Consider the following 20748-nt stretch of genomic DNA (forward strand, 5'->3'; position numbering starts at 1 on the left):
GTGAGCGGGCCGCGCCGCGCGGGAGTCCTCGGACACCCGATCGCGCACTCGCTGTCGCCGGTGCTGCACCGGGCCGCGTACCGGGAGCTCGGTCTCGACTGGGAGTACGACGCCCACGATGTCGGCTCCGGCGGGCTCGGGGGGTTCCTCGACGGGCTCGACGGTGCGTGGGTCGGGCTGTCGCTCACCATGCCGCTGAAGGTCGAGGCGCTGCCGCTCATGGACTTCGTCGAGTCCATGGCGAAGCTGGTCGGCGCGATCAACACGGTGCTGATCCAGGACCTGGGCGGCGTGCGCCAGCTCACCGGCGCCAACACCGACGTGTGGGGGATCCAGGCCGCGTTCCGCGAGGCCGGGGTCTCGCGCGCCGCGTCGGGGCTGATCGTCGGCGGGGGAGCGACCGCGACATCGGCGATGGCGGCGCTGGGCGGCATGGGCGTCGAGGCGCCCTACGTCGCTGTGCGCAACCGCGGTCGCGCAGGCGGTCTGCTGCGCGCCGCCACCAAGATGGGCGTCCGACCGCGCTTCATCGCGCTCGAGGACGTCGCCGCGGTGGCGCGCGACGTCGACGCGGTCGTGTCGACGGTGCCGGCCGACGCGGGCGCCACGCTCGCGCCGACGCTGACCGAGGTGCGGGAGGGCGCCGCGCTGCTGGACGCGGTGTACGACCCGCTGGTGACCCCACTCGGCGCGGCGTGGTCCGCGCGCGGTGGGGCCCGCATCGGCGGCGAGCGGATGCTGCTGCACCAGGCGGGGGAGCAGGTGCGCCTCATGACGGGACGGCCCGCTCCGGTCGAGGCCATGGCGGCCGCGCTCGACACGGTGTTGCATTCGTAACACTTAACTTTCCGCGTCGGATGTCGATGGTAGGTTCGCACGACTGTTCGCGCGCGGAGGGAGCTCGGATGAAGCAGCTGGGGAGCATCCTGCTCGAAGATGGGATCCTGACCGAGGATCAGCTGGTCGAGGCGATCGACGCACAGCAGCAGCGGGGCCAGTCGCTCGGCCGCACGCTCGTCGAGATGGGCTACATCACCGAGGGCCAGCTGGTGCGCGCTCTCGCACTCCAGGTCGGCATGGAGTTCGTGGAGCTCGCCGACTTCCCGGTCGACCGCTCGGCGGTCGCGATGGTGCCCGAGGCCGTGTGCCGTCGTCACCACGCGCTGCCGCTCGCGGTCGCCGACGGCATGATCAAGGTCGCGATGTCGAACCCCGGCAACGTGGTCGCCGTCGACGACATCGGCACCATCACGCGCAGGCGCGTGGTGCCCGTGGTCGCGGCGCACGATGATCTGCAGGCCGCGATCGACCGGTACTGCCGCTCCGACGCCGAGCTGCAGAACCTCCAGGGCGAGATCGGCGACGAGTCCGACGCGGTCGACCTCTCCGAGATGGGCTCGGTCATCGAGGACGACGCGCCCATCGTGCGCTTCGTCAACCTGCTCATCACGCAGGCCATCCAGGACCGCGCCTCCGACATCCACATCGAGCCCGCCGAGGCGGATGTGCGCGTGCGCTACCGCATCGACGGCGTGCTGCACGAGATGCAGCGTGCGCCCAAGTCGACGCAGAACGGCATGATCTCGCGCATCAAGATCATGGCGGACATGGACATCGCCGAGCGCCGCAAGCCTCAGGACGGCCGTCTGTCCGTCACCCACCAGGGCCGCAAGGTCGACCTCCGCGTCGCGTGCCTGCCCACCGTGTGGGGCGAGAAGATCGTCATGCGAATCCTCGACAACTCGACCGCCACCATGGCCCTCGAGGACCTGGGTCTGCGCGAGGCCAACCAGGAGCTCTACCGGGAGTCGTACACCAAGCCGTACGGCATGATCCTCGTCACGGGCCCCACCGGATCGGGCAAGTCGACCACGCTGTACGCGACCCTCAACCAGGTCTCGCGTCCCGAGATCAACGTCATCACGGTCGAGGACCCGGTCGAGTACCGCATCCCCGGCATCAACCAGGTGCAGGTGAACCCCAAGGCGGGCCTCACGTTCGCGGGCGCGCTGCGCTCGATCCTCCGAGCCGACCCCGACGTGGTGCTCCTCGGTGAGATCCGTGACGGCGAGACCGCGCAGATCGCGATCGAGGCGGCGCTCACCGGTCACCTCGTGCTGTCGACGCTCCACACCAACGACGCCCCCTCCGCCATCACGCGACTCACGGAGATGGACATCGAGCCGTTCCTCGTGGGCTCGGCCGTCGACTGCGTGGTCGCCCAGCGACTCGCGCGCCGGCTGTGCCCGAAGTGCAAGGAGGAGTACACGCCCGGCGACGCCGAGCTCGAGCGCTTCTCGTGGGAGGGCTCGAGCGTGCCGACGCTCATGCGTCCGGTGGGCTGCTCGAGCTGCTCGCAGACCGGTTACCGCGGGCGCCTCGCGCTGCACGAGATCATGCCGGTCAACGAGGAGATCGAGCGCCTCGCGGTGGCCCGCGCGTCCTCGGCGGAGATCGCTCTGGAGGCCCGCGCGGCGGGGATGCAGACGCTCATCGAGGACGGCTGGGCCAAGGTCATGGACGGTTCTACCTCGGTCGAGGAGCTTCTCCGCGTTGTGAAATAACTCACAGGCCGTGCGGGGAACCTTCTGAACTCCAGTTAAAGCACCAGGTGAAATATTCCGATATGACACATGGCGCCGGTAGTCTCCGGAGCCATCGAGGGGGAGGGACCCATGGACGGATCGACTCAGGACCGCCCGAGCTGGCCCGCGCCGCAGCAGGCGGCGCAGCAGCCGCAGGCTCCGGTCGCGCTGCACGGCGGTGCGCAGCAGCCGGCCCGCGCCCCGTTCCTCTCTGAGCGGCGCGGTACCGGCCTCGACGGCTCGCAGCCCGCACCGCCCACCGGTCAGCCGGTCCCGGGCGCCGCGCCGACGTCCTTCCAGCCGCAGGCGCCGGCTCCGCAGCCGACCGCCCCGCAGGCTCCGGCCCAGGGCTTCGCTCCGGGCGGCCCCGCATCGGCCGCGCCAACCGCCTATGGCCAGCAGTCCTTCGCGCCGGCGCCCCCGGCCGCCGCGCCGGCTCCTGCCGCGGCCGCGCAGCCCGCGGCCACCGTGGTGCGTCAGGCGACGCCCGCCGGCGGCAACCGCATCGGCATGTCGAGCCAGCGCGAGGACTCGGACCTCGACCTCCAGGTCGCGCTGCGCGAGATGATGCGTCTGGGCGCCTCCGACCTTCACATCACCACCGGCGCTCCGCCGATGGTCCGCCTCGACGGCGGCCTGACCCCCATCCCGGGCATGGAGCGCCAGACCTCGGACAGCATTCAGCGCTCGCTCTACTCGATCCTCACGCAGAAGCAGCGCGAGACCTTCGAGGAGCACCTCGAGCTCGACTTCTCGTACGCGCTCGTGGGGGAGGGCCGCTTCCGCGTCAACCTCTACCAGCAGCGCGACTCGCTGGGCGCGGCCTTCCGCGTGATCCCCTACGAGATCAAGGCGCTCGAGGCCCTCGGCGTCCCGCCGTCTGTGGGGAACCTCGCCGGCAAGCACCGTGGCCTGGTGCTGGTCACGGGCCCGACCGGCTCGGGCAAGTCGACCACGCTGGCGTCGCTCATCGACCTGGTCAACCGCAACCGTGCGGCGCACATCATGACCGTCGAGGACCCGATCGAGTTTCTGCACAAGCACAAGAAGTCGCTCGTCAACCAGCGCGAGGTGGGTGCGGACACGCACTCGTTCCAGAACGCGCTCAAGCACGTGCTGCGTCAGGACCCGGACGTCATCCTCGTCGGCGAGATGCGCGACCTCGAGACCATCTCCGTGGCGCTGACCGCCGCCGAGACCGGCCACCTCGTGTTCGCGACGCTCCACACGCAGGACGCCGCCCAGACCATCGACCGCATCATCGACGTCTTCCCGTCGGAGCAGCAGGGCCAGGTGCGCACGCAGCTCGCGACCGCGATCCAGGGAGTGGTCTGCCAGGCGCTCGCCAAGCGCGCGGACGGCCCCGGCCGCGCGGTCGCGACCGAGGTGATGATCGCCACGCCGGCGATCCGCAACCTCATCCGCGAGGGCAAGACCCACCAGATCTACTCGATGATGCAGTCGGGCTCGCGCCAGGGCATGCACACGATGGATCAGCACCTCGCCGAGCTGGTGCGCAGCGGCCGTATCTCGTACGAGGGCGGCCTCGAGCTGTGCCACCACTACGAGGACTTCAACCGGCTGTGCGGGCGTACCGGCGCGAACGGGGAGCAGCACTGATGGCGGCCACCGACGTCAAGAAGTTCGACTACGCCGTCCGCGACGGCCAGGGCAAGATCCAGAAGGGCACCATCGAGGCGCCCTCCGAGGGCGCCGTCGCGCATCGTCTCAAGGAGATGGGCCTCGCGCCGGTCGCCATCACCGAGGTGAAGACGGGCGGGCTCCAGGCCGAGATCAAGATCCCGGGCATCACCGATCGCATCAAGCTCAAGGACGTCGCGATCATGTCGCGCCAGCTCGCGACGATGATCGCCTCGGGCCTGTCGCTGCTACGCGCGCTCAGCATCCTCGCTGAGCAGACCGAGAACCCCGCGCTGGCGCGGGTGCTTCAGGAGGTCCGCAACGACGTCGAGTCGGGCTCCTCCTTCTCCGCATCGCTGTCGAAGCACGAGAAGGCCTTTCCGCCGCTCATGATCAACATGGTCCGTGCCGGCGAGGTCGGCGGCTTCCTCGACGACGTGCTCGAGTCCGTGGCCGCGAACTTCGAGTCCGAGGTCAAGCTGCGCGGCAAGGTGAAGTCGGCGATGACCTACCCGGTCGTGGTGTTCATCATCGCGATCCTCGCGGTGATCGGCATGCTGCTCTTCATCGTCCCCGTCTTCGCGGAGATGTTCGCGAACCTCGGAGGCGAGCTCCCGTTCCTCACCCAGATCCTCGTCATCATGTCGGATGTGATGAAGGTGGGGATCATCCCGTTCATCATCGTGCTCGCGCTGATCGTCTCGTTCTGGAACCGGAACAAGCACAAGGTCGAGTTCCGCGAGAAGGTCGAGCCGCTCTACCTCAAGGCACCGGTGTTCGGGATGCTCGTGCAGAAGATCGCGCTCGCGCGCTTCACGCGCAACCTGGGCGCCATGATCCGTTCCGGTGTGCCGATCCTGCAGGCCCTCGACATCGTGGGACAGGCGAGCGGCAACATCGTGATCGAGCGTGCGGCCAAGGACGTGCGCGAGTCGGTGCGCACCGGCAACTCTCTCGCCAAGCCTCTGGCGCAGCACGAGGTCTTCCCGCCGATGGTCGTTCAGATGATGGCGGTCGGTGAGGACACGGGAGCGCTCGACACCATGCTCGACAAGGTGGCGGACTTCTACGACCAGGAGGTCGAGGCGACCACGGAGGCGCTGACGTCTCTCATCGAGCCGCTCATGATCGCGGTGCTCGGCGGCCTCATCGGCTTTATGGTGATCGGTCTGTACATGCCCATCTTCTCCGTCTTCGAGCTCGTCCAATAACAGGCTTCTCCCCGGCGGGCGTCTGAGGCGCTCACCGGGGCAGGAGGGGCATCATCCGGTGCTCTTGACACATCAAAGAGAAAACGAAAGTGAGGCAAGCGACATGATCGCTCGCATTCAGAAGGCCAAGGAGTCGGAGGGCTTCACGCTCATCGAGCTCCTGGTCGTGATGATCATCATCGGCATCCTCGCGGCTGTCGCCATCCCGATCTTCCTCTCGCAGCGCGCGAAGGCGGAGGACTCGGCGGCCAAGGCCGACGTGTCGACGCTCGGCAAGGAGATCGCGACGTGGTACGTCGACGGAACCGCCGCGCCGTACGTGACGCTCGACGCCGCGAACCAGGAGTACAAGCTCGGTGCCGCCGCGGCTTCTGCCGAGAAGATCGGCAACGCGTCGAACCACGTCAAGATCTGGGAGACGGTCTCGGGCACCGCGACCTCGACCGACTGGTGCATCTCCGTCTACAACCCCGAGGGTGACGTCGCTGCGTCGAAGGGTTACTCCTACTCGGCCGCCGACGGCCTCCAGGAGGGTGGCTGCGCCGCCGGTGGCACCCCGCCGGCTTCCTGATCTAGGACTCACCGCTGGTGGCGGGGCTCTCCCCGCCACCAGCGGTACACCCATATTCACCGCTGCTGAGGGAGATGCTCCATGCTGACGCGCCTGCGACGTCGCCTGCTGGACCCGCGTGACGAAGGCTTCACGCTGATCGAGCTGGTCGTCGCCATGTTCGTCATCGCGATCGTGATCCTCTCCCTGCTCGCTCTTCAGACCAGCGCGCTCGTCTCCACGAGCGAGGCCGGCCGCCGGGAGCAGGCGACTGCGTACGGCAACGAGGCCATCGAGCAGCTCCGGGCCATCCCGTGGAACGTGCTCAAGCGAGGGATGGCCTCGAACTACATGGCCGCTGCCGGCGCCTACGGCGGAGACGCCGACGTCGCATCCGGGGTCCTGTCCGTCGAGGGCACCACCCATCCGCTCATCGTCGCTGACGCCCTCAACGATCAGGACACGACGAGCCCGTGGCCGCCGCTCTTCGACTCCACCGGCTCTCACATCACCGACCACGCGGACACCGCAGGGAACGGCACCGTCTACCGGGTGAAGGCGTACGTGACCGAGGACTCGGCGGGGACTGACGACGCCGTCGGACTGGTGGTGGTGGTCGACTGGGGCAAGGACATCATGGATCCGGACGAGCGCACGGTGCTCTACAGCGCCGCCTACGCGCCGTCAGGCGGCTGCGGCGACCTCAACAACGCGCCGTTCCTCGCGGCATGCCAGGCGGTGTACTCCGCCGGAGCGACGTCGGGGAACGTCGTGATGTCCGCTTCGGCGACGACGGCAGACGCGCTCGACCGCAGCCCGATCCTTCCGGGCAACGACTACTACACGCTCGAGGTCGGCAACGCCTCCGCGACCGCGCGATCGTCGAGCCAGCAGGTGTCGACGGTCGAGGCCTTCATGCGGTACGGCGGAGTGAGGCGCGACGACGATGACGACGCTACTCAGCCGGACGCCGAGGGCTGGGTCGACGGCTACGGCGGATTCGAGACCGAGGCGTCCGACGACCTGAGCTCGACCGACGCTCCGCCGGCGAACCCGAGCGACGTGACGACGACGTCCTCGTCGACGGTGCGGACCGAGTCCTCGGCGCTGGGCTTCCTCAAGCTCACCGGCGCATCCGACTGGCCGCGGGCCGGCACGCTCGAGGCCTCGGTATCCGACTCCTGCGCCACCGGCGTCACAGGCGTGAGCCTGTCGGCCGGGCTGCCATGCGCGGCATCGCACCTCGGTGCGGCCTCGTCAGCATCGGGCTACATGTCGCTGTCCGCCGGAGGCGATGCGATCACGATCTCGCGGATCAGGCACGACTCGGGCTCGTCGAAGGCCGATGCGTGGTCCGGCCGCTTCTCAGGCGCCATCGCGGGCAGCGCGGGCACGGGCTGCACCCCGCTCACAGGTTCCGGCTGCATCTCTGCGGGGGCGACGCGCTCGCTCGGCGACATCGTCCTCGGGGCGGTCGACGGCGGGGACTGGTCCGGGGCGGCCTCGTCCGGCCTCGTCATCGTGGAGTCCTACTCCGACGAGGTTCGCGTCGAGCGGGGCACCAATCAAGCCGCTGCGGCTGCGGTGCTCGAGCGCAGCGGGTCGATTCAGTACTGGGACGGCTCGGGGTACTCGACCATTTCCGACATCGACGAGGACTTCAGCGGTTCCGTGTCGATTCCTGAGGTCACCTTCGCGAACTCGCTGTTCGAGGTGACCGCACGCGGCAGCGTCACGGTCACGCCTGCGACGACGACGATCGCGGGAGCGGCGGATGCGACCTGCAAGACCGAGGCCTGCGAGGTGAACGCCACCAACGGAGTCGTCATCGTGGCGATCGACTACCTCATCACGCCTCTCGTCGGCGCCACGGACCCGTACATCCTCAGCACGTCCACCACGATCAACGGAAGCCAGGGCACGGCCTCATACAAGGAGGCCGCGAATGCGTAGGGCAGACGCTGCACGCGGCGACGCGGGCATGACGCTGGTCGAGCTGCTCATCAGCATGGTCGTCTTCGCGATGCTCATGGCGATGGTGACGTCGCTGTTCATCACCCTGACGTACCAGGCGAAGGACAACATCGCCCAGACCGAAGCGGTGCAGCAGGCGCGCCTCGGCATCTCGCAGATCGACCGACAGGTCCGGTCGGGCAACCTCATCTTGGACCCGGCGCTCGACGGCGTCGACGAATCGGGAGTCGCACCGAACTACTCGCTCCGCATCTACACGCAGGAGAACGGCGACTACAAGTGCGCGCAATGGCGCGTGATCGATCACGACGGCGACGGGTACGCGGCGCTCGAGTACCGGACCTGGGATCCGTCGTACCCGCTGGTGCCTGACGTCAGCATCTGGCACGCCGTCGCGAACAATGTGATCGGTCCCACGGCCTCCGCCGCCGATCCCGACGACCCGGAGACCTGGCCACCGTTCTGGGTGGACAGCTCCCTGCCCACGGGCACCGAGGCGCAGAACATCCGCATCTCGCTTCGCCTGCTCGATCCGGGCGCCCGCGACGATGCGAAGCCCGTCGCGGTCTCGACGGTCGTCACGGGACGCAACACGGTCTTCGGCTACTCCGCCGCCAGCTGCTCCACGGTGCCGGCACCATGAGAGGACATGTCATGCACGGAATCCTGTATGCGCACACGCGAAGGGACGATGGCGTCGCGCTCGTGGCCGCCATGGGCATCGCGCTCATCGGCATGATGGTGGCGACCATCGTCATCACTCAGACCATCTACGCCGTCAACGACTCCGGTAGGGACCGTACCCGGACGGCCGAGGTCCACTCCGCGGAGGCGGCGCTCGACGCGACCCTCGCGGAGCTCGAGGTCGCCTCTCCGTGCTCGGCTCCGAGCTTCAGCCCGATCACCTACGGTGATGGCGCCTCGGCGACCGAGGTGGTCGTGACGATCGCCTACTCCGACGACTCAGGACCGCTCACCGCATGCACCGACGACGTGATCGACGGGCTTCCGAGCCACGCGGTGGTCACCGCGGTCGCCACCCCTGTCAACCCGGTGCCCGGCGTCGACCCCGAGCGCAAGGTGGTGGCCGAGGTCAATCTCGAGCCGCACATCTCGTTGTCCGAGGACGCCGCGATCTTCACCGCGAGCGATCTCTACACCGGTACCGGGTTCTCGCTCTCTCCCGCGCTGCTCGCATCCTCCGCGGACGTGTGGATCGATGACGGCGACTGGACGTGTCAGAACGGCTCCCAGCTCAACGGCTCGCTCATCTCGCCCCAGGGCTCGATCACCTTCAGCAACGCGAATTGTCGTGTCGAGGGCGACATCTGGGTTCAGAACGACTTCAAGATCCACCAGCCGCCGGCGGATGGTGAGGCCGCCGGAGGCGACCTCACGGTGCGTTCTGGGAGCCTGTACAACTACCGGCCGTTCTCGATCGGTCAGGACATCCTCGTGGGTGGCTCGCACGGCACGGCCCAGGCTGTCACCGCTGGCGGCACCATCGAGTACAACGTCGGCGCGGCGAACATCCGCGACGTGGCACCTGTGGGCCTGCCGGAGATCGAGTACGTGCCGGCTGACTGGATCTCCGAGGGATTCACCGTCGCTTCGAAGACCGACTTCATCAACGCGGTCAAGGCCTCGTGGCCGGACGCGAAGAACGGCGAGCTCAACAAGGCCGACGACTGCGAGTTCTCCAACAACGGCGGGAACCCTGCCATCGTGCTGCCCGCCACCAAGACGCTCTACGACCTGCGCACGTGCGACGTCAAGCTCCAGAACAACATCACGATCGAGCTCTACGCCGATACCGTGATCTTCCTCAAGTCGTACACGTCGACCAACAACATCGTGATCAAGTCGGGTGACGGGGGCGCGCACAAGTTCTGGGCCATCGTGCCCCACTCGAACGGCACCGGCACCATCCGCACCCACTCGCCGGTGTCCATCGTCGCGCCCGTCGAGTCCTTCTGGTACACACCGGGAGACCTGTTCCTCCACAACTCGTCGCAGTTCCGCGGTCAGGTGTACGGGGGAGACGTGGACGTGCACGCCGCCGCCGGATTCGAGTACACGAATGTCGGCGTGCCCGGCGTGGAGCTCGTCTCAGCCGCGACGCTCGACGAGGGCTTCGTCGTCGAGATCGTGAACAAGCGCGAGGAATCGTAGGCGGTGACGTGGCTCGTTCTCGCCGGCGCAGCGCTGGGGCTCCTGTGCGGTTCCTTCGCGAATGTGCTCATCGCGCGCGTCCCCGCCGGCGAGCGCTGGGCGCACGATCGGAGCCGTTGCCCGCGTTGTGGTCACCAGCTGGCGTGGCACGACAACATCCCCGTGCTGTCATGGCTCTGGCTGCGGCGACGTTGCGGGTACTGCGCCGAGCCCATCTCCGCGCGGTACCCGGCGGTGGAGCTGGTGACGTCGGCGCTATTCGCGGTCACGGTGCTCGTACACGGCGCGACGTGGTCGACCGTCGGCCTGCTCTATCTGGCGCTCATCTCGGTCGCCCTCGTCGTGATCGATCTCGATGTGCAGCGCCTGCCGAACTCGCTGGTGCTTCCGGCGATCCCCGTGGTCGCGGTCGCCGTTGCGGCGGAGGCGGGGAGCCAGGGCGACTGGTGGATCCTGGCGCGGGCCGGACTGGCCGCGCTCGCCCTCGGGGGTTTCTACTTCGCGATGTGGTTCGCCTATCCCAAGGGCCTGGGCTTCGGGGACGTCAAGACGGCGGTGCTGCTCGGCTTAGCCCTCGGCGCGATCGGTTGGGACGCCCTGGCAGTGGGGGCGTTTCTCGGTCCGATGCTCGGGGGGGCGGCAGGAATCGCGGCGATCGTGAGGCATCGCAAGGTGAGCGACGTGAGGCTCGCGTACGGCCCCTGGCTCATCGGGGGTGCGTGGATCGGCATCCTTGCGGGCCCGCAGCTGTGGGACGCGTACATAGATCTGACCCTGGGTGCTTGAGAGTGCGGGGGTAATGGCCGATATGGAGGGAAACATGGCTGGAGAAGAGGTAGCGCCGTGGCAGTGAAGAGGATAGGTCTCGACATCGGCAGCACCGAGGTGCGTCTGGCCGAGGTCGAGTTCGCCGGCAAGGGACCCTCAGCGGGCGCCAAGGGAACGCTGACGGCGTTCGCGCGCGTACCGCTGCCGAGCGGGTCGGTCCAGCAGGCGGAGGTGGTCGATGTCTCGGCAGTCGGCGCCGCCATCAAGAAGGCTTTCCACTCCGGCGGCTTCAGCACCAAGGAGGTCGTGGTCGGCGTCTGCACCCCTGCGGTGGTGGTACGCGAGATCGAGCTTCCCGAGATGCCGCTGAGCCAGCTCCGCTCGTCGTTGCCCTTCCAGGTCCAGGAGATGCTCCCGATGTCCGCGGACGAGGCGCTTCTCGACTTCTATCCGACCGGTCAGCGTGACACGGACAACGCATCGCTGCTCCGCGGGATCCTCGTCGCGGCGCCGAAGGGACTGGTCGCGCAGAACGTGCTGGCGGTGGAGAACGCAGGTCTGCGGCCCGTGCAGGTCGACCTCGGCGCGTTCGCTCTCCTGCGGGCGCAGATGACCGATGCGCTGGCCGGCCAGGTCGTCGCGTTCGTCGACATCGGCGCACGCACGACGACGGTGGTGGTGGCCGCGAACGGGTCGCCGCGCCTGGTGCGCATGCTCGCCGACGGCGGACAGAGCGTCACCACCGCGATCACCTCGGCCGCGAAGGTCGAGGTGGCTCACGCGGAGCAGCTCAAGCAGCAGCTGGGCAGCGCGCCGCCGGATGTGCGCGACGGCGTCGAAGCGGCGCTGCGCACGCTCGTCGAGGGGATCCGGAACACCTTCGTCTACTACGCGAGCAGCAACCCCGGCGCGGCGATCGACCAGGTGGTGATCACCGGAGGAGGGGCGCTCACCCACGGTCTGGGCCAGGCGCTCGCCAGCGCGAGCCGGTTGCGCGTCACCTACGGCAACGCATTCGCTCGCGTGTCGGCGGGCAAGAAGGTGTCGCGCGACTCGCTTGCGGGACTCGAATCCATGGTGCCGACCGCGGTCGGTCTCGCCTTCGGGGAGGTGTCGTGAATCCAGTTCCTGAGACCGTCAAGGTGCCGAGCGCACCACAGGTCAACCTTCTGCCCCCCGAGATCGAGCAGCGGCGCAGCCAAGGGCGGGCCAAGGGGCTCATCCTCTTCGCGCTGATCGCGTTCGTCATCGCGCTCGGCGGCGCGTGGTTCTATGCGTACACCGCCCGGGTCGACTCCGAGAAGGATCTGGCGGACGCCGAGGCTCGGCGTCCCGAGCTCACGGCGGAGCTCGCCGCTTTCGACTACGTGCACGGCGTCGCCAGCGACTACGAGAACTCCATCATGGCGCGTGCGTGGGCGGGCGCGACCGACGTCGATTGGGCGTCCCAGGTCGCGATGGTCATGGCGACCATCCCGGGCGACCTCAGCCTGTCGTCGGTGCAGATCACCCCCGCATCGCCCTATGGAGGCGTCGGAGGCGACGGAACGGTGTTCGCCCAGGAGGACCTCGGGCAACTGACCTTCTCCGGACAGGCGACCGAGTCAGACCTGGCGGCCGACCTCATCGTGGCGCTCGATGCGCTCCCTGGCTTCCACGGGGCGTGGGTCGACTCGGAGGCGCTGGGCGTCGACGCGGAGTCCGATGCGCCGGTCTACGACTACTCCGGAAGCGTCCGGATCACCTACAACGCGCTGTCCGGTCGCACGCAGACCGAGCAGACCGAGGTCGACCCCGAGGTTCTCGCGGCGATCACCGGGGAGGGAGAGTGATGAAGCCCAAGCAGAGCACAGGGGTGTGGGTCCTCGGCGGCCTGGTCGTCGCCGTGGTCATCGCAGCGTTGGCATGGTTCCTCCTGATCTCACCCGAGATCGACAAGGCGTCGGACGCCTCCGCCGCCGCAGAGGCCGCACGTGATGCGAACGACCTCCTCGAGCTTCAGATCCAGCAGATGCAGGCCCTGGAGAAGGACGTCCCCGACTGGCGCGACCAGATCGCGAAGGTGGCGATGGACATGCCTCCGACCCCTGAGGCGGAGGAGGTCATCCGCCTCGTCACGTCGCATCTCGAGGCTGCGGGTCTGCCGGTGGTGCAGCTCTCCGTCGCGAAGGCGGCGACAGTCAACCCTCTCGCCCTGTCCGAGGTGACGCTCCCCACGCTCGCGGACGAGTCCGACACCGCAGCCGAGGGCGACTCGGAGGCGTCAGCCGCAGATGCGGAGTCGACGCCGGCGGAGGAAGGCGCTGCCGGCGAGGGCGAAGGCTCTGAGACGGCGGCTGCGGGCGCCGCGGGAACGGTGGAGCTGCCGTTCACCGGACTGGAAGGCATGACGGTCGCATTCTCCACCGAGGGCGACCACGGTGCGATCCTTGACGCCCTCCGCAGCCTGTACGACCAGAAGGATCGCTTCTTCACGGTCACCGGTCTCACCGTCCAGCGTGCGTCGGAGACCGACGAGCAGCCGGGTCGTCCGGCCCTGGCGGTCGACCAGTGGACGGTCAGCGTGACGGGCCTGGTGTTCTCGCTGGTGGATGAGGAACTGTCCTACCCGACGGACGAGGACGGCGAGGCGCCGACCTATGCCGCGGGTGACCGCGCTCCCAACGCTCTGGAGCCGCTCGCAGGCTGATCTGAACGCCGCTCGGTACGGGCGGCACGGGACATGGAGGGGCCGTCCGTCAGGGCGGCCCCTCCGCGCGTCTCATGATCCGGACCGACCGTCCGCTCATGGAAGAATGACGCTCATGCTTCGATGGCTCACCGCAGGAGAATCCCACGGACCCGCGCTGGTCGGCACCCTTGAGGGGCTGCCGGCGGATGTCCAGATCACGAGCAGCGAGATCCAGGCCGCGCTCGCGCGGCGACGCCTTGGCGCGGGTCGCGGTGCGCGTATGCAGTTCGAGCAGGACCAGGTGACGTTCCTGGGCGGCGTGCGCCACGGTCGCACCCAGGGCGGACCGGTCGCGATCATGGTGGGCAACACCGAGTGGCCGAAGTGGGAGACGGTGATGTCGGCGGACCCCGTCGACGCCGAGGAGCTCACGGGCGCCCGCGCGGCGGCGCTCACGCGGCCGCGTCCCGGTCACGCCGACCTCGTGGGCATGACCAAGTACGGCTTCGACGATGCGCGTCCGGTGCTCGAGCGTGCTAGCGCCCGCGAGACCGCCGCTCGCGTCGCGCTCGGCCAGGTGGCGGAGAGCTTCCTCGAGCAGGCCGCCGGCATCACGCTGGTGTCCCACACCGTTCAGGTGGGGCCCGTGGCGGTACCGGAGGACGCACCGCTTCCGCCCTCGGGCTCCACGCCGGAACTCGACGCGGACCCGATCCGCTGCTTCCACCCGGAGACCTCCGCGGCGATGCTCGCGGAGATCGACGACTGTCAGAAGGCGGGCGACACGCTCGGCGGCGTGGTCGAGGTGGTCGCCTACGGCGTGCCGGTCGGGCTCGGCAGCCACGTCCACTGGGACCGCCGGCTCGACGCGCGGCTCGCGGCCGCGCTCATGGGCATCCAGGCGATCAAGGGCGTCGAGGTGGGTGACGGCTTCCGCACCGCGGCGCGGCGCGGCTCCCTGGCCCACGACGAGATCGAGTACCGCGATGGCGGCGTCACCCGTCGCACCAACCGCGCCGGCGGGGTCGAGGGTGGGATGACCAACGGCGAGCCCCTGCGCGTGCGCGCCGGTATGAAGCCCATCAGCACCGTGCCCCGTGCCCTCGATACCATCGACACCGCCACCGGCGAGGCGGCGAAGGCGATCCACCAGCGGTCCGACGTGTGCGCCGTCGCCCCGGCCGCGGTCGTCGCGCAGGCCATGGTCGCGCTGACCCTCGCGGATTCGCTGCTCGAGAAGTTCGGCGGCGACTCCGTGGCGGAGGTGCGTCGCAACATCGAGTCCTACGTCGCGGCGATCCCGGAGCACCTGCGCTGATGGCGCCTCGCGCGGTCCTCATCGGCCCGCCCGGTTCGGGCAAGTCGACCATCGCGTCGAGGCTCGCGACGCTCTGGCACGTCGAGCGTCGCGACACCGACGACGACATCGAGTCACGGGCAGGCAAGGCGATCGCGGACATCTTCGTTGAGGACGGCGAGCCCGCGTTCCGGGCCCTCGAACGTGAGGCGGTCGCCGAGGCCGTGGCGCACCATGACGGCGTGCTCGCGCTCGGCGGCGGCGCGGTGCTCGCGCCAGAGACGCAGGAGCTGCTGGAGTCCTACACGCGCGACGGGGGAGCGGTGGTGTTCCTCGACGTCTCCCTCGCCGCAGCGGCGCCGCGCGTCGGGCTCAACGCCTCCCGCCCGCTGCTCGTGGGCAACCCGCGCGCCCGCTGGGTCGCGCTGATGGACGAGCGCCGTCCCGTCTACGAGCGGCTCGCCACGCTGACGGTCTCGACCGACAAGGTGACGCCCGCGCAGGTGGCCGCGCACATCGCCGCAGCAGTGAAGGAGCAGGCATGACCGTGTCCCGCGAGATCCCCGTCGCGACCTCGTCGCCGTACACCGTGACCGTGGGCCAGGACCTGCTGCCGGACGTCGCGGCGTCGGTGCCGGAGAGCGCGGCGCGCGTCCTCGTCGTCTCCGCGGCGCCGTTGCGGTCCCAGGTCGACGCGCTGCATCGGCTCCTCGAGGAGCGCGGGCTCACCGTCGTCGTCGCCGAGGTGCCCGACGCCGAGGCCGGCAAGACTGCGGAGGTCCTCGCCTTCTGTTGGCAGGTGCTCGGAAAGTCGGACTTCACCCGCAGCGACATCGTCATCGGCCTGGGAGGCGGCGCCGTCACCGACCTCGCCGGCTTCGTCGCCGCGACCTGGCTGCGCGGCGTCGGCGTGATCCAGGTGCCCACCACGCTGCTCGCGATGGTCGACGCCGCCGTGGGTGGCAAGACCGGCATCAACACCACGGAGGGCAAGAACCTCGTGGGCGCCTTCCACGAACCGCTCTCGGTGTGGTGTGACACGCGCGTCCTCGACGCGCTTCCTCGCCATGACATCGTCGCGGGTCTCGCCGAGGTGGTGAAGTGCGGTTTCATCAAGGACGAGGAGATCCTGCGGATCGTCGAGGACAACCTCGCGCTCCTGCGCGCGGACGATGCGCAGACCGGTTCTCGCGCGGACGGACACGGGAGTACCGCAGGCCTGGACGAGGAGGCGCGCACGGTGCTCACCGAGCTCATCGGGCGCGCGGTCCAGGTCAAGGCCGACGTGGTGGCCGCCGACCTCAAGGAGTCGTTCCTCCGGGAGATCCTCAACTACGGCCACACCTTCGGGCACGCGATCGAGTACACCGAGCGCTACCAGTGGCGCCACGGCGCGGCCGTGTCGGTGGGCATGGTCTTTGCGGCCGAGCTCGCGCACCTCGCGGGCAGGCTCTCGGAGGACGAGGTCGAGCGGCACCGGGCGATCCTGTCGGGGCTCGGGCTCCCGGTGAGCTACCCGGGCCATCGCTGGGATGCCCTGCTCACGGCGATGAGGCGTGACAAGAAGACTCGCGGCGACCTGCTGCGGTTCGTGATCCTGGCCGGCATCGGGAACCCGGTTCGCCTCGAGGGTCCTGACCCTGCGCTCGTCCAGGCCGCCTATGCGGCCATCAGCGATCACTCGCCGGCATAATCGACGGTCACGTTCTCGAGCGGACACGTGGACGCGATACCCGATCGCAGGTCGGGCGCCGACGTCACCAGCACCACCGACCGCGCTTCGACCTCCGCGATCCGGCACGCGGCCTCAGCCGAGAAATCGTCCTTGTGCAAGCGCAGCGCGGCTCTCACGGCGTCGTTCCAGAAACCGGCGCCCGGCGGGAGCGCAACGGACATGAGCCACTGGACGTCGAAGTCGAAATCGTCGTCGAGCATCCACGGGATGACCAACGTGTCTTCCCTGGTGAAGTCCACCGCGCGGTCGGCGAGCTGGTGCGCCGTTCCGAAACCTGCTCCCGTGGCGAGCGGCACCGTGACCGGAACCCAGCCGGAATCGCGTGCGGCGGGGGAGACGACGGCGGTCGTGACCATGGCGGTGATCGCCAGCCACCCCGCGATGCGCGGCGCGAGCGAGGTGCGGACGAGCGCGGCGCGTGAAGCGAGACCGGCGGCGGGTACCGCAAGCGCGACGGTGGCGAGCGAGAGGTACTTCGCCGGGTAGTAGCCGAGCTCGCCGGTGAGATCGATGCCCGTCGCGACGATGGGGGCGAGCCCGATGAACGTGCCCGCAGCTGCGGCGAGCGCAGTCTGGCCCTCCCAGCGGGTCTCGCTACCTGCGCGCGACCCTAGGAACCACACGCCAAGACCGATGAGGCTGACCATCACCGCGACGCTGAAAGGCAGGAAGACCGGGTTCAGTGCGCCGGAGTAGGCCACGACGGCAACCACGCCTTCGTTCTGCTGCTCCGTGCGTGCCATGGCCCGCACAAGCTCTTCGCCGGCGAAGTTGCTGACAGCCCAGGCGGTGACGACACCCGAGACGCCGAGCCACGCCACTGCGCGGAGGGGGGCGTCACGGAGCGAACCACGCGAGCGCACGGCGGTGAGCAGCAGCATCGTCCCCGGCACCGCGGCGAAGGGGGTCCAGCTCACGAGCAGCGCGGTCGTCGCGAGCAGCAGCAGTCCGCATGCCGCAGCTGGGGACTCTGCCCTGTGCAGCGTGACGAGCAGGGACGCGAGAATCACTGCGATGACCAGGTGCGCGTTGATCTGACCCAACAGCAGCGCGGCACCCGTGACAGCAACACTCACCATCGCGAGCGACGTCACGGCCGCAGCGACGGCCGGCACGCGATTCGAGCGGCTGTCTCGCCCGACGAACGCCGCCGCGGTCAACCCCGCAAGGAACGCAGTGGCGCAGACGAGGATGCTCCAGGACGCTCCGTGGGCCGAGAGCTCCTCCGCGAGCGCGTGACCTGAGCCGTCGACGGTGTGGAACGGAGGCAGCAACGTGGTCCCGAGCGTGTGCTCGAGCGGCCGGGGGTTGCCCGAGGAAGCGAGAGCCGTGCCGCCCCGCAGGGTGTTCGCGCGCATCTCCCAGACATCGAGCGACGAGTCGATGTGGGCAGCCCACGACAGGCCGGATCCGCGTGGAAGGAACGTTGCGAGCGTCGTGCCGAGCACCCATGCCACGGGTCCTGCCGTCGCGGCGAAGAGCGTCAGTCGGCCCACGTGCGCGGGAGCAATCGCGGGAGTCCTCGCGTCGGCCCATGCCGCGCCGATCGCCGCGAGAAGATGCGCGCCGATCACCGAAAGACCTAGGGGTCCGGGCACGATGCGCCCGAACGACACCACCATGAACGCCGCCGACACCCAGAGGAGCAGAACGCCCCCGGAGGCGAGGGCAGCGCCCCAGCGCCGCGCCAAGGTGAACCACCAGGCAGCGGCGACGGCGACGGTCGCGAGCACGGGAGGAGCGCCGGCGAGGGAACCCACGGACAGCACCGCACCGAGCCCGGCCAACGTGGGGACTCTCGCGGCGTGTCGGGTGGTCGGGCGTATGACGGGGGCCGTGAGCATGGCCCGATGGTACGGATCCCGCGTCTCACCACCCCGCACACACACCGGCGTGGCGGTTGGCCGAGGGCAGATACGCGTGCGGTCCGACGTCCGCGGCTACGCTGACGCCATGAACGTCCTGGTGGTCAACGGTCCCAACCTCCGCAGGCTCGGCACGCGCGAGCCCGAGAAGTACGGCAGCACCACGCACGACGAGCTCGCGGTGCTCGTCACCCAGTGGGGCGCGGACCTGCAGCTCGAGGTCGAGGTGCGCCAGTCCGACGACGAGGCGGACCTGGTCCACTGGATGCACGAGTGCGTCGACGCCCAGACGCACGTGGTGCTCAACCCCGCGGCCTTCACCCACTACAGCTACGCGCTGCGCGACGCATGCGCGCTCGTGTCCACCGCGGGTCTCACCCTCGTCGAGGTGCACCTCACCAACCCCCACGCGCGCGAGGAGTTCCGGCACACCAGCGTCATCAGCGGGGTGGCCTCCGGGACCATCGCCGGCTTCGGCGTCGACTCGTACCGCCTGGCTCTCGAGGCCGTGGCACGGCGCGTCGGCTAGAATCGTCTGCGGACTTCATCCCAGACATCTGCGTAAGGACACCCCTGTGGCGACTTCGAACGACATCAAGAACGGCTCCGTGCTCAACCTCGACGGCAACCTCTGGTCCGTCATCGAGTTCCAGCACGTGAAGCCCGGCAAGGGCGGCGCCTTCGTCCGCACCAAGCTGAAGAACGTGCTCACCGGCAAGGTGGTCGACAAGACCTTCAACGCCGGCGCCAAGGTCGAGTTCGAGACCGTCGACCGCCGCGACATGCAGTACCTCTACTTCGACGGCACGTCCTACATCTTCATGGACCCGAGCTCGTTCGACCAGATCCCCGTCTCGGAGGCCGTCATGGGCGACGCCACCGACTTCCTGCTCGAGAACGAGTCGGCCGTCATCGGCTCGCACAACGGCAACCCGATCTTCCTCGAGCTCCCCGGCTCCGTGGTCCTCGAGGTCACCTACACCGAGCCCGGCCTACAGGGCGACCGCTCGTCGGGCGGCACCAAGCCCGCGACGCTCGAGACCGGCCGCGAGATCCAGGTCCCGCTCTTCCTCGAGGCCGGCACCAAGGTCAAGGTCAACACCTCGACCGGCGAGTACCAGTCCCGCGTCAACGACTAGTGGCCGCCCGCACCAAGGCGCGCAAGCGCGCGCTGGACATCCTGTTCGAGGCCGACCAGAAGGGGTCGAACGTCCTCGACGTGCTCGACGCGCGCCTCAAGGACTCCGGTCGTGAGATGCCGCTGCCGCCCTACGCCGAGCAGATCGTGCGCGGCGTGGTCCAGTGGTGGGTCGAGCTCAACTCGATCATCCAGGACGCGTCGCCCGAGTGGCAGCTCACCCGCATGCCCGCGGTCGACCGCGCGCTGCTGCGGATCGGCGCGTGGGAGATCCTGTGCAACGACGAGGTGGACCTCGCCGTCGCGATCGACGAGGCCGTCTCGCTGGCCGGCGACCTCTCGACCGACGACTCGCCGTCCTTCGTCAACGGCGTGCTGGGCGCGATCGGCCGCGACGCCCCCGCGCTCACGCACCGCGAGGACTGAGCAGCAGCCTCACGTCCCGAAGGGCCCGCACCGCACGGTGCGGGCCCTTCGCGCGTCCGGGGACGATGCGCGGGTCGGGCCTCGGGCGCCGCCCGGGTCGGGTAGGCTGATCCGCGCAACCCAGACATCCTTTAATGACCGTCCTGTGAGGCGGGGAAGGGGGTCGCCAGGTGACTGGCACCATCATGGGGGCGGCGGACATCTCGCGCGCCCTGACACGCATCGCCCACGAGATCGTGGAGCGCAACGACGGCGCCCTCGACGTGGTGCTCCTCGGGATCCCGTCCCGGGGCCTCCCGCTCGCGCATCGTCTCGCGCAGCGCATCGCTGAGATCGAGCCCGGCTTCGACGCCGACGTCGCCACCGGCGCGCTCGACATCACGATGTACCGCGACGACCTCTTCAAGAACCCGACGCGGGCCATCGGCACCACGACCGTTCCGGACGCCGGCATCGACGATGCCGTGGTGGTCCTGGTGGACGACGTCTTCCACACGGGCCGCACCATCCGCGCCGCGCTCGACGCGATCCGCGACCTCGGCCGCCCGCGGGCCGTCCAGCTCGCGACCCTTGTGGATCGCGGCCACCGCGAGCTGCCCATCCGTGCCGACTTCGTGGGCAAGAACATCCCCACCGCCCGCTCCGAGCGCGTCGACGTCCACGTCGAGGAGCTCGACGGCGAGGACGCCGTGATCCTGCGGAAGGGGGAGTGACG

The 20748-nt window shown here is 69.2% G+C and carries 20 protein-coding genes; 19 read left to right on the forward strand and 1 reads right to left on the reverse strand.

The window, feature by feature from the left end; translation table 11 throughout:
• From TR42_RS00680 to aroB, 15 genes are all read left to right on the forward strand, one after another.
• A complete protein-coding gene (locus tag TR42_RS00680) occupies positions 1-837 on the forward strand; it encodes a shikimate dehydrogenase (protein WP_042212076.1) in 837 nt (278 codons plus the stop codon).
• A 68-nt stretch (positions 838-905) separates the two neighbouring features.
• On the forward strand, positions 906-2564 hold the full coding sequence (locus TR42_RS00685) for a GspE/PulE family protein (protein ID WP_042212077.1): 1659 nt from the start codon (positions 906-908) through the stop codon (positions 2562-2564).
• Between the two features lie 111 nt (positions 2565-2675).
• The gene (locus TR42_RS00690) at positions 2676-4205 is read left to right on the forward strand and encodes a type IV pilus twitching motility protein PilT (RefSeq protein WP_081953091.1); all 1530 of its coding nucleotides are present in this window, start codon (positions 2676-2678) and stop codon (positions 4203-4205) included.
• On the forward strand, positions 4205-5437 hold the full coding sequence (locus TR42_RS00695) for a type II secretion system F family protein (RefSeq protein WP_174435450.1): 1233 nt from the start codon (positions 4205-4207) through the stop codon (positions 5435-5437). The genes TR42_RS00690 and TR42_RS00695 overlap by 1 nt, the downstream gene beginning before the upstream one ends.
• A gap of 103 nt (positions 5438-5540) precedes the next feature.
• Entirely contained in the window at positions 5541-6008 is a 468-nt protein-coding gene (locus TR42_RS00700; RefSeq protein WP_042212079.1) for a type II secretion system protein, read from the forward strand.
• Positions 6009-6089: 81 nt separating this feature from the next.
• Positions 6090-7940, forward strand: a complete 1851-nt coding sequence (locus TR42_RS00705) for a type IV pilus modification PilV family protein (protein WP_042212081.1) — start codon at positions 6090-6092, stop codon at positions 7938-7940.
• Positions 7933-8604 carry a PilW family protein gene (locus TR42_RS00710; protein ID WP_074789072.1) on the forward strand — a complete coding sequence of 224 codons (672 nt, stop codon included), beginning with the start codon at positions 7933-7935 and terminating at the stop codon, positions 8602-8604. The genes TR42_RS00705 and TR42_RS00710 overlap by 8 nt, the downstream gene beginning before the upstream one ends.
• A gap of 11 nt (positions 8605-8615) precedes the next feature.
• Positions 8616-10133 carry a hypothetical protein gene (locus TR42_RS00715; RefSeq protein WP_074789066.1) on the forward strand — a complete coding sequence of 506 codons (1518 nt, stop codon included), beginning with the start codon at positions 8616-8618 and terminating at the stop codon, positions 10131-10133.
• A gap of 3 nt (positions 10134-10136) precedes the next feature.
• Complete coding sequence (locus tag TR42_RS00720) at positions 10137-10919, forward strand: prepilin peptidase (RefSeq protein ID WP_042212088.1); 783 nt, start codon at positions 10137-10139, stop codon at positions 10917-10919.
• Positions 10920-10976: 57 nt separating this feature from the next.
• The gene (gene pilM / locus TR42_RS00725) at positions 10977-12020 is read left to right on the forward strand and encodes a type IV pilus assembly protein PilM (RefSeq protein ID WP_042212089.1); all 1044 of its coding nucleotides are present in this window, start codon (positions 10977-10979) and stop codon (positions 12018-12020) included.
• Positions 12017-12733, forward strand: a complete 717-nt coding sequence (locus TR42_RS00730; protein WP_143058861.1) for a PilN family protein — start codon at positions 12017-12019, stop codon at positions 12731-12733. The genes pilM and TR42_RS00730 overlap by 4 nt, the downstream gene beginning before the upstream one ends.
• Positions 12733-13590, forward strand: coding sequence for a hypothetical protein (locus TR42_RS00735; RefSeq protein WP_042212092.1), 858 nt, complete (start codon positions 12733-12735; stop codon positions 13588-13590). The genes TR42_RS00730 and TR42_RS00735 overlap by 1 nt, the downstream gene beginning before the upstream one ends.
• 115 nt (positions 13591-13705) lie before the next feature.
• A complete protein-coding gene (gene aroC, locus TR42_RS00740; protein WP_042212094.1) occupies positions 13706-14890 on the forward strand; it encodes a chorismate synthase in 1185 nt (394 codons plus the stop codon).
• Positions 14890-15414, forward strand: a complete 525-nt coding sequence (locus TR42_RS00745) for a shikimate kinase (protein WP_042212095.1) — start codon at positions 14890-14892, stop codon at positions 15412-15414. Before aroC ends, TR42_RS00745 begins: the two co-directional genes overlap by 1 nt.
• Positions 15411-16562 carry a 3-dehydroquinate synthase gene (gene aroB / locus TR42_RS00750; protein WP_042212097.1) on the forward strand — a complete coding sequence of 384 codons (1152 nt, stop codon included), beginning with the start codon at positions 15411-15413 and terminating at the stop codon, positions 16560-16562. Before TR42_RS00745 ends, aroB begins: the two co-directional genes overlap by 4 nt.
• Here aroB and TR42_RS00755 read toward each other — a convergent pair.
• Positions 16547-18448, reverse strand: a complete 1902-nt coding sequence (locus TR42_RS00755) for a hypothetical protein (RefSeq protein ID WP_042212098.1) — start codon at positions 18446-18448, stop codon at positions 16547-16549. The two genes, aroB and TR42_RS00755, sit on opposite strands and share 16 nt — an antisense overlap.
• Before the next feature lie 109 nt (positions 18449-18557).
• On the opposite strand from TR42_RS00755, the gene aroQ reads away from it, so the two are divergent.
• The 4 genes from aroQ to pyrR all read left to right on the forward strand — a co-directional run bounded on the left by aroQ (position 18558) and on the right by pyrR (position 20746).
• Entirely contained in the window at positions 18558-18998 is a 441-nt protein-coding gene (gene aroQ / locus TR42_RS00760; RefSeq protein ID WP_042212100.1) for a type II 3-dehydroquinate dehydratase, read from the forward strand.
• 46 nt (positions 18999-19044) lie between these two features.
• Positions 19045-19608, forward strand: a complete 564-nt coding sequence (gene efp, locus TR42_RS00765; protein ID WP_042212101.1) for an elongation factor P — start codon at positions 19045-19047, stop codon at positions 19606-19608.
• Positions 19608-20033 carry a transcription antitermination factor NusB gene (gene nusB, locus TR42_RS00770; protein WP_042212103.1) on the forward strand — a complete coding sequence of 142 codons (426 nt, stop codon included), beginning with the start codon at positions 19608-19610 and terminating at the stop codon, positions 20031-20033. Before efp ends, nusB begins: the two co-directional genes overlap by 1 nt.
• A gap of 185 nt (positions 20034-20218) precedes the next feature.
• Positions 20219-20746, forward strand: a complete 528-nt coding sequence (gene pyrR, locus TR42_RS00775) for a bifunctional pyr operon transcriptional regulator/uracil phosphoribosyltransferase PyrR (RefSeq protein ID WP_042212105.1) — start codon at positions 20219-20221, stop codon at positions 20744-20746.
• The last annotated feature ends 2 nt before the right edge of the window (positions 20747-20748 follow it).

Origin of the sequence: Demequina mangrovi, assembly GCF_000759715.1 — a bacterium.
GTDB classification, from domain to species: domain Bacteria; phylum Actinomycetota; class Actinomycetes; order Actinomycetales; family Demequinaceae; genus Demequina; species Demequina mangrovi.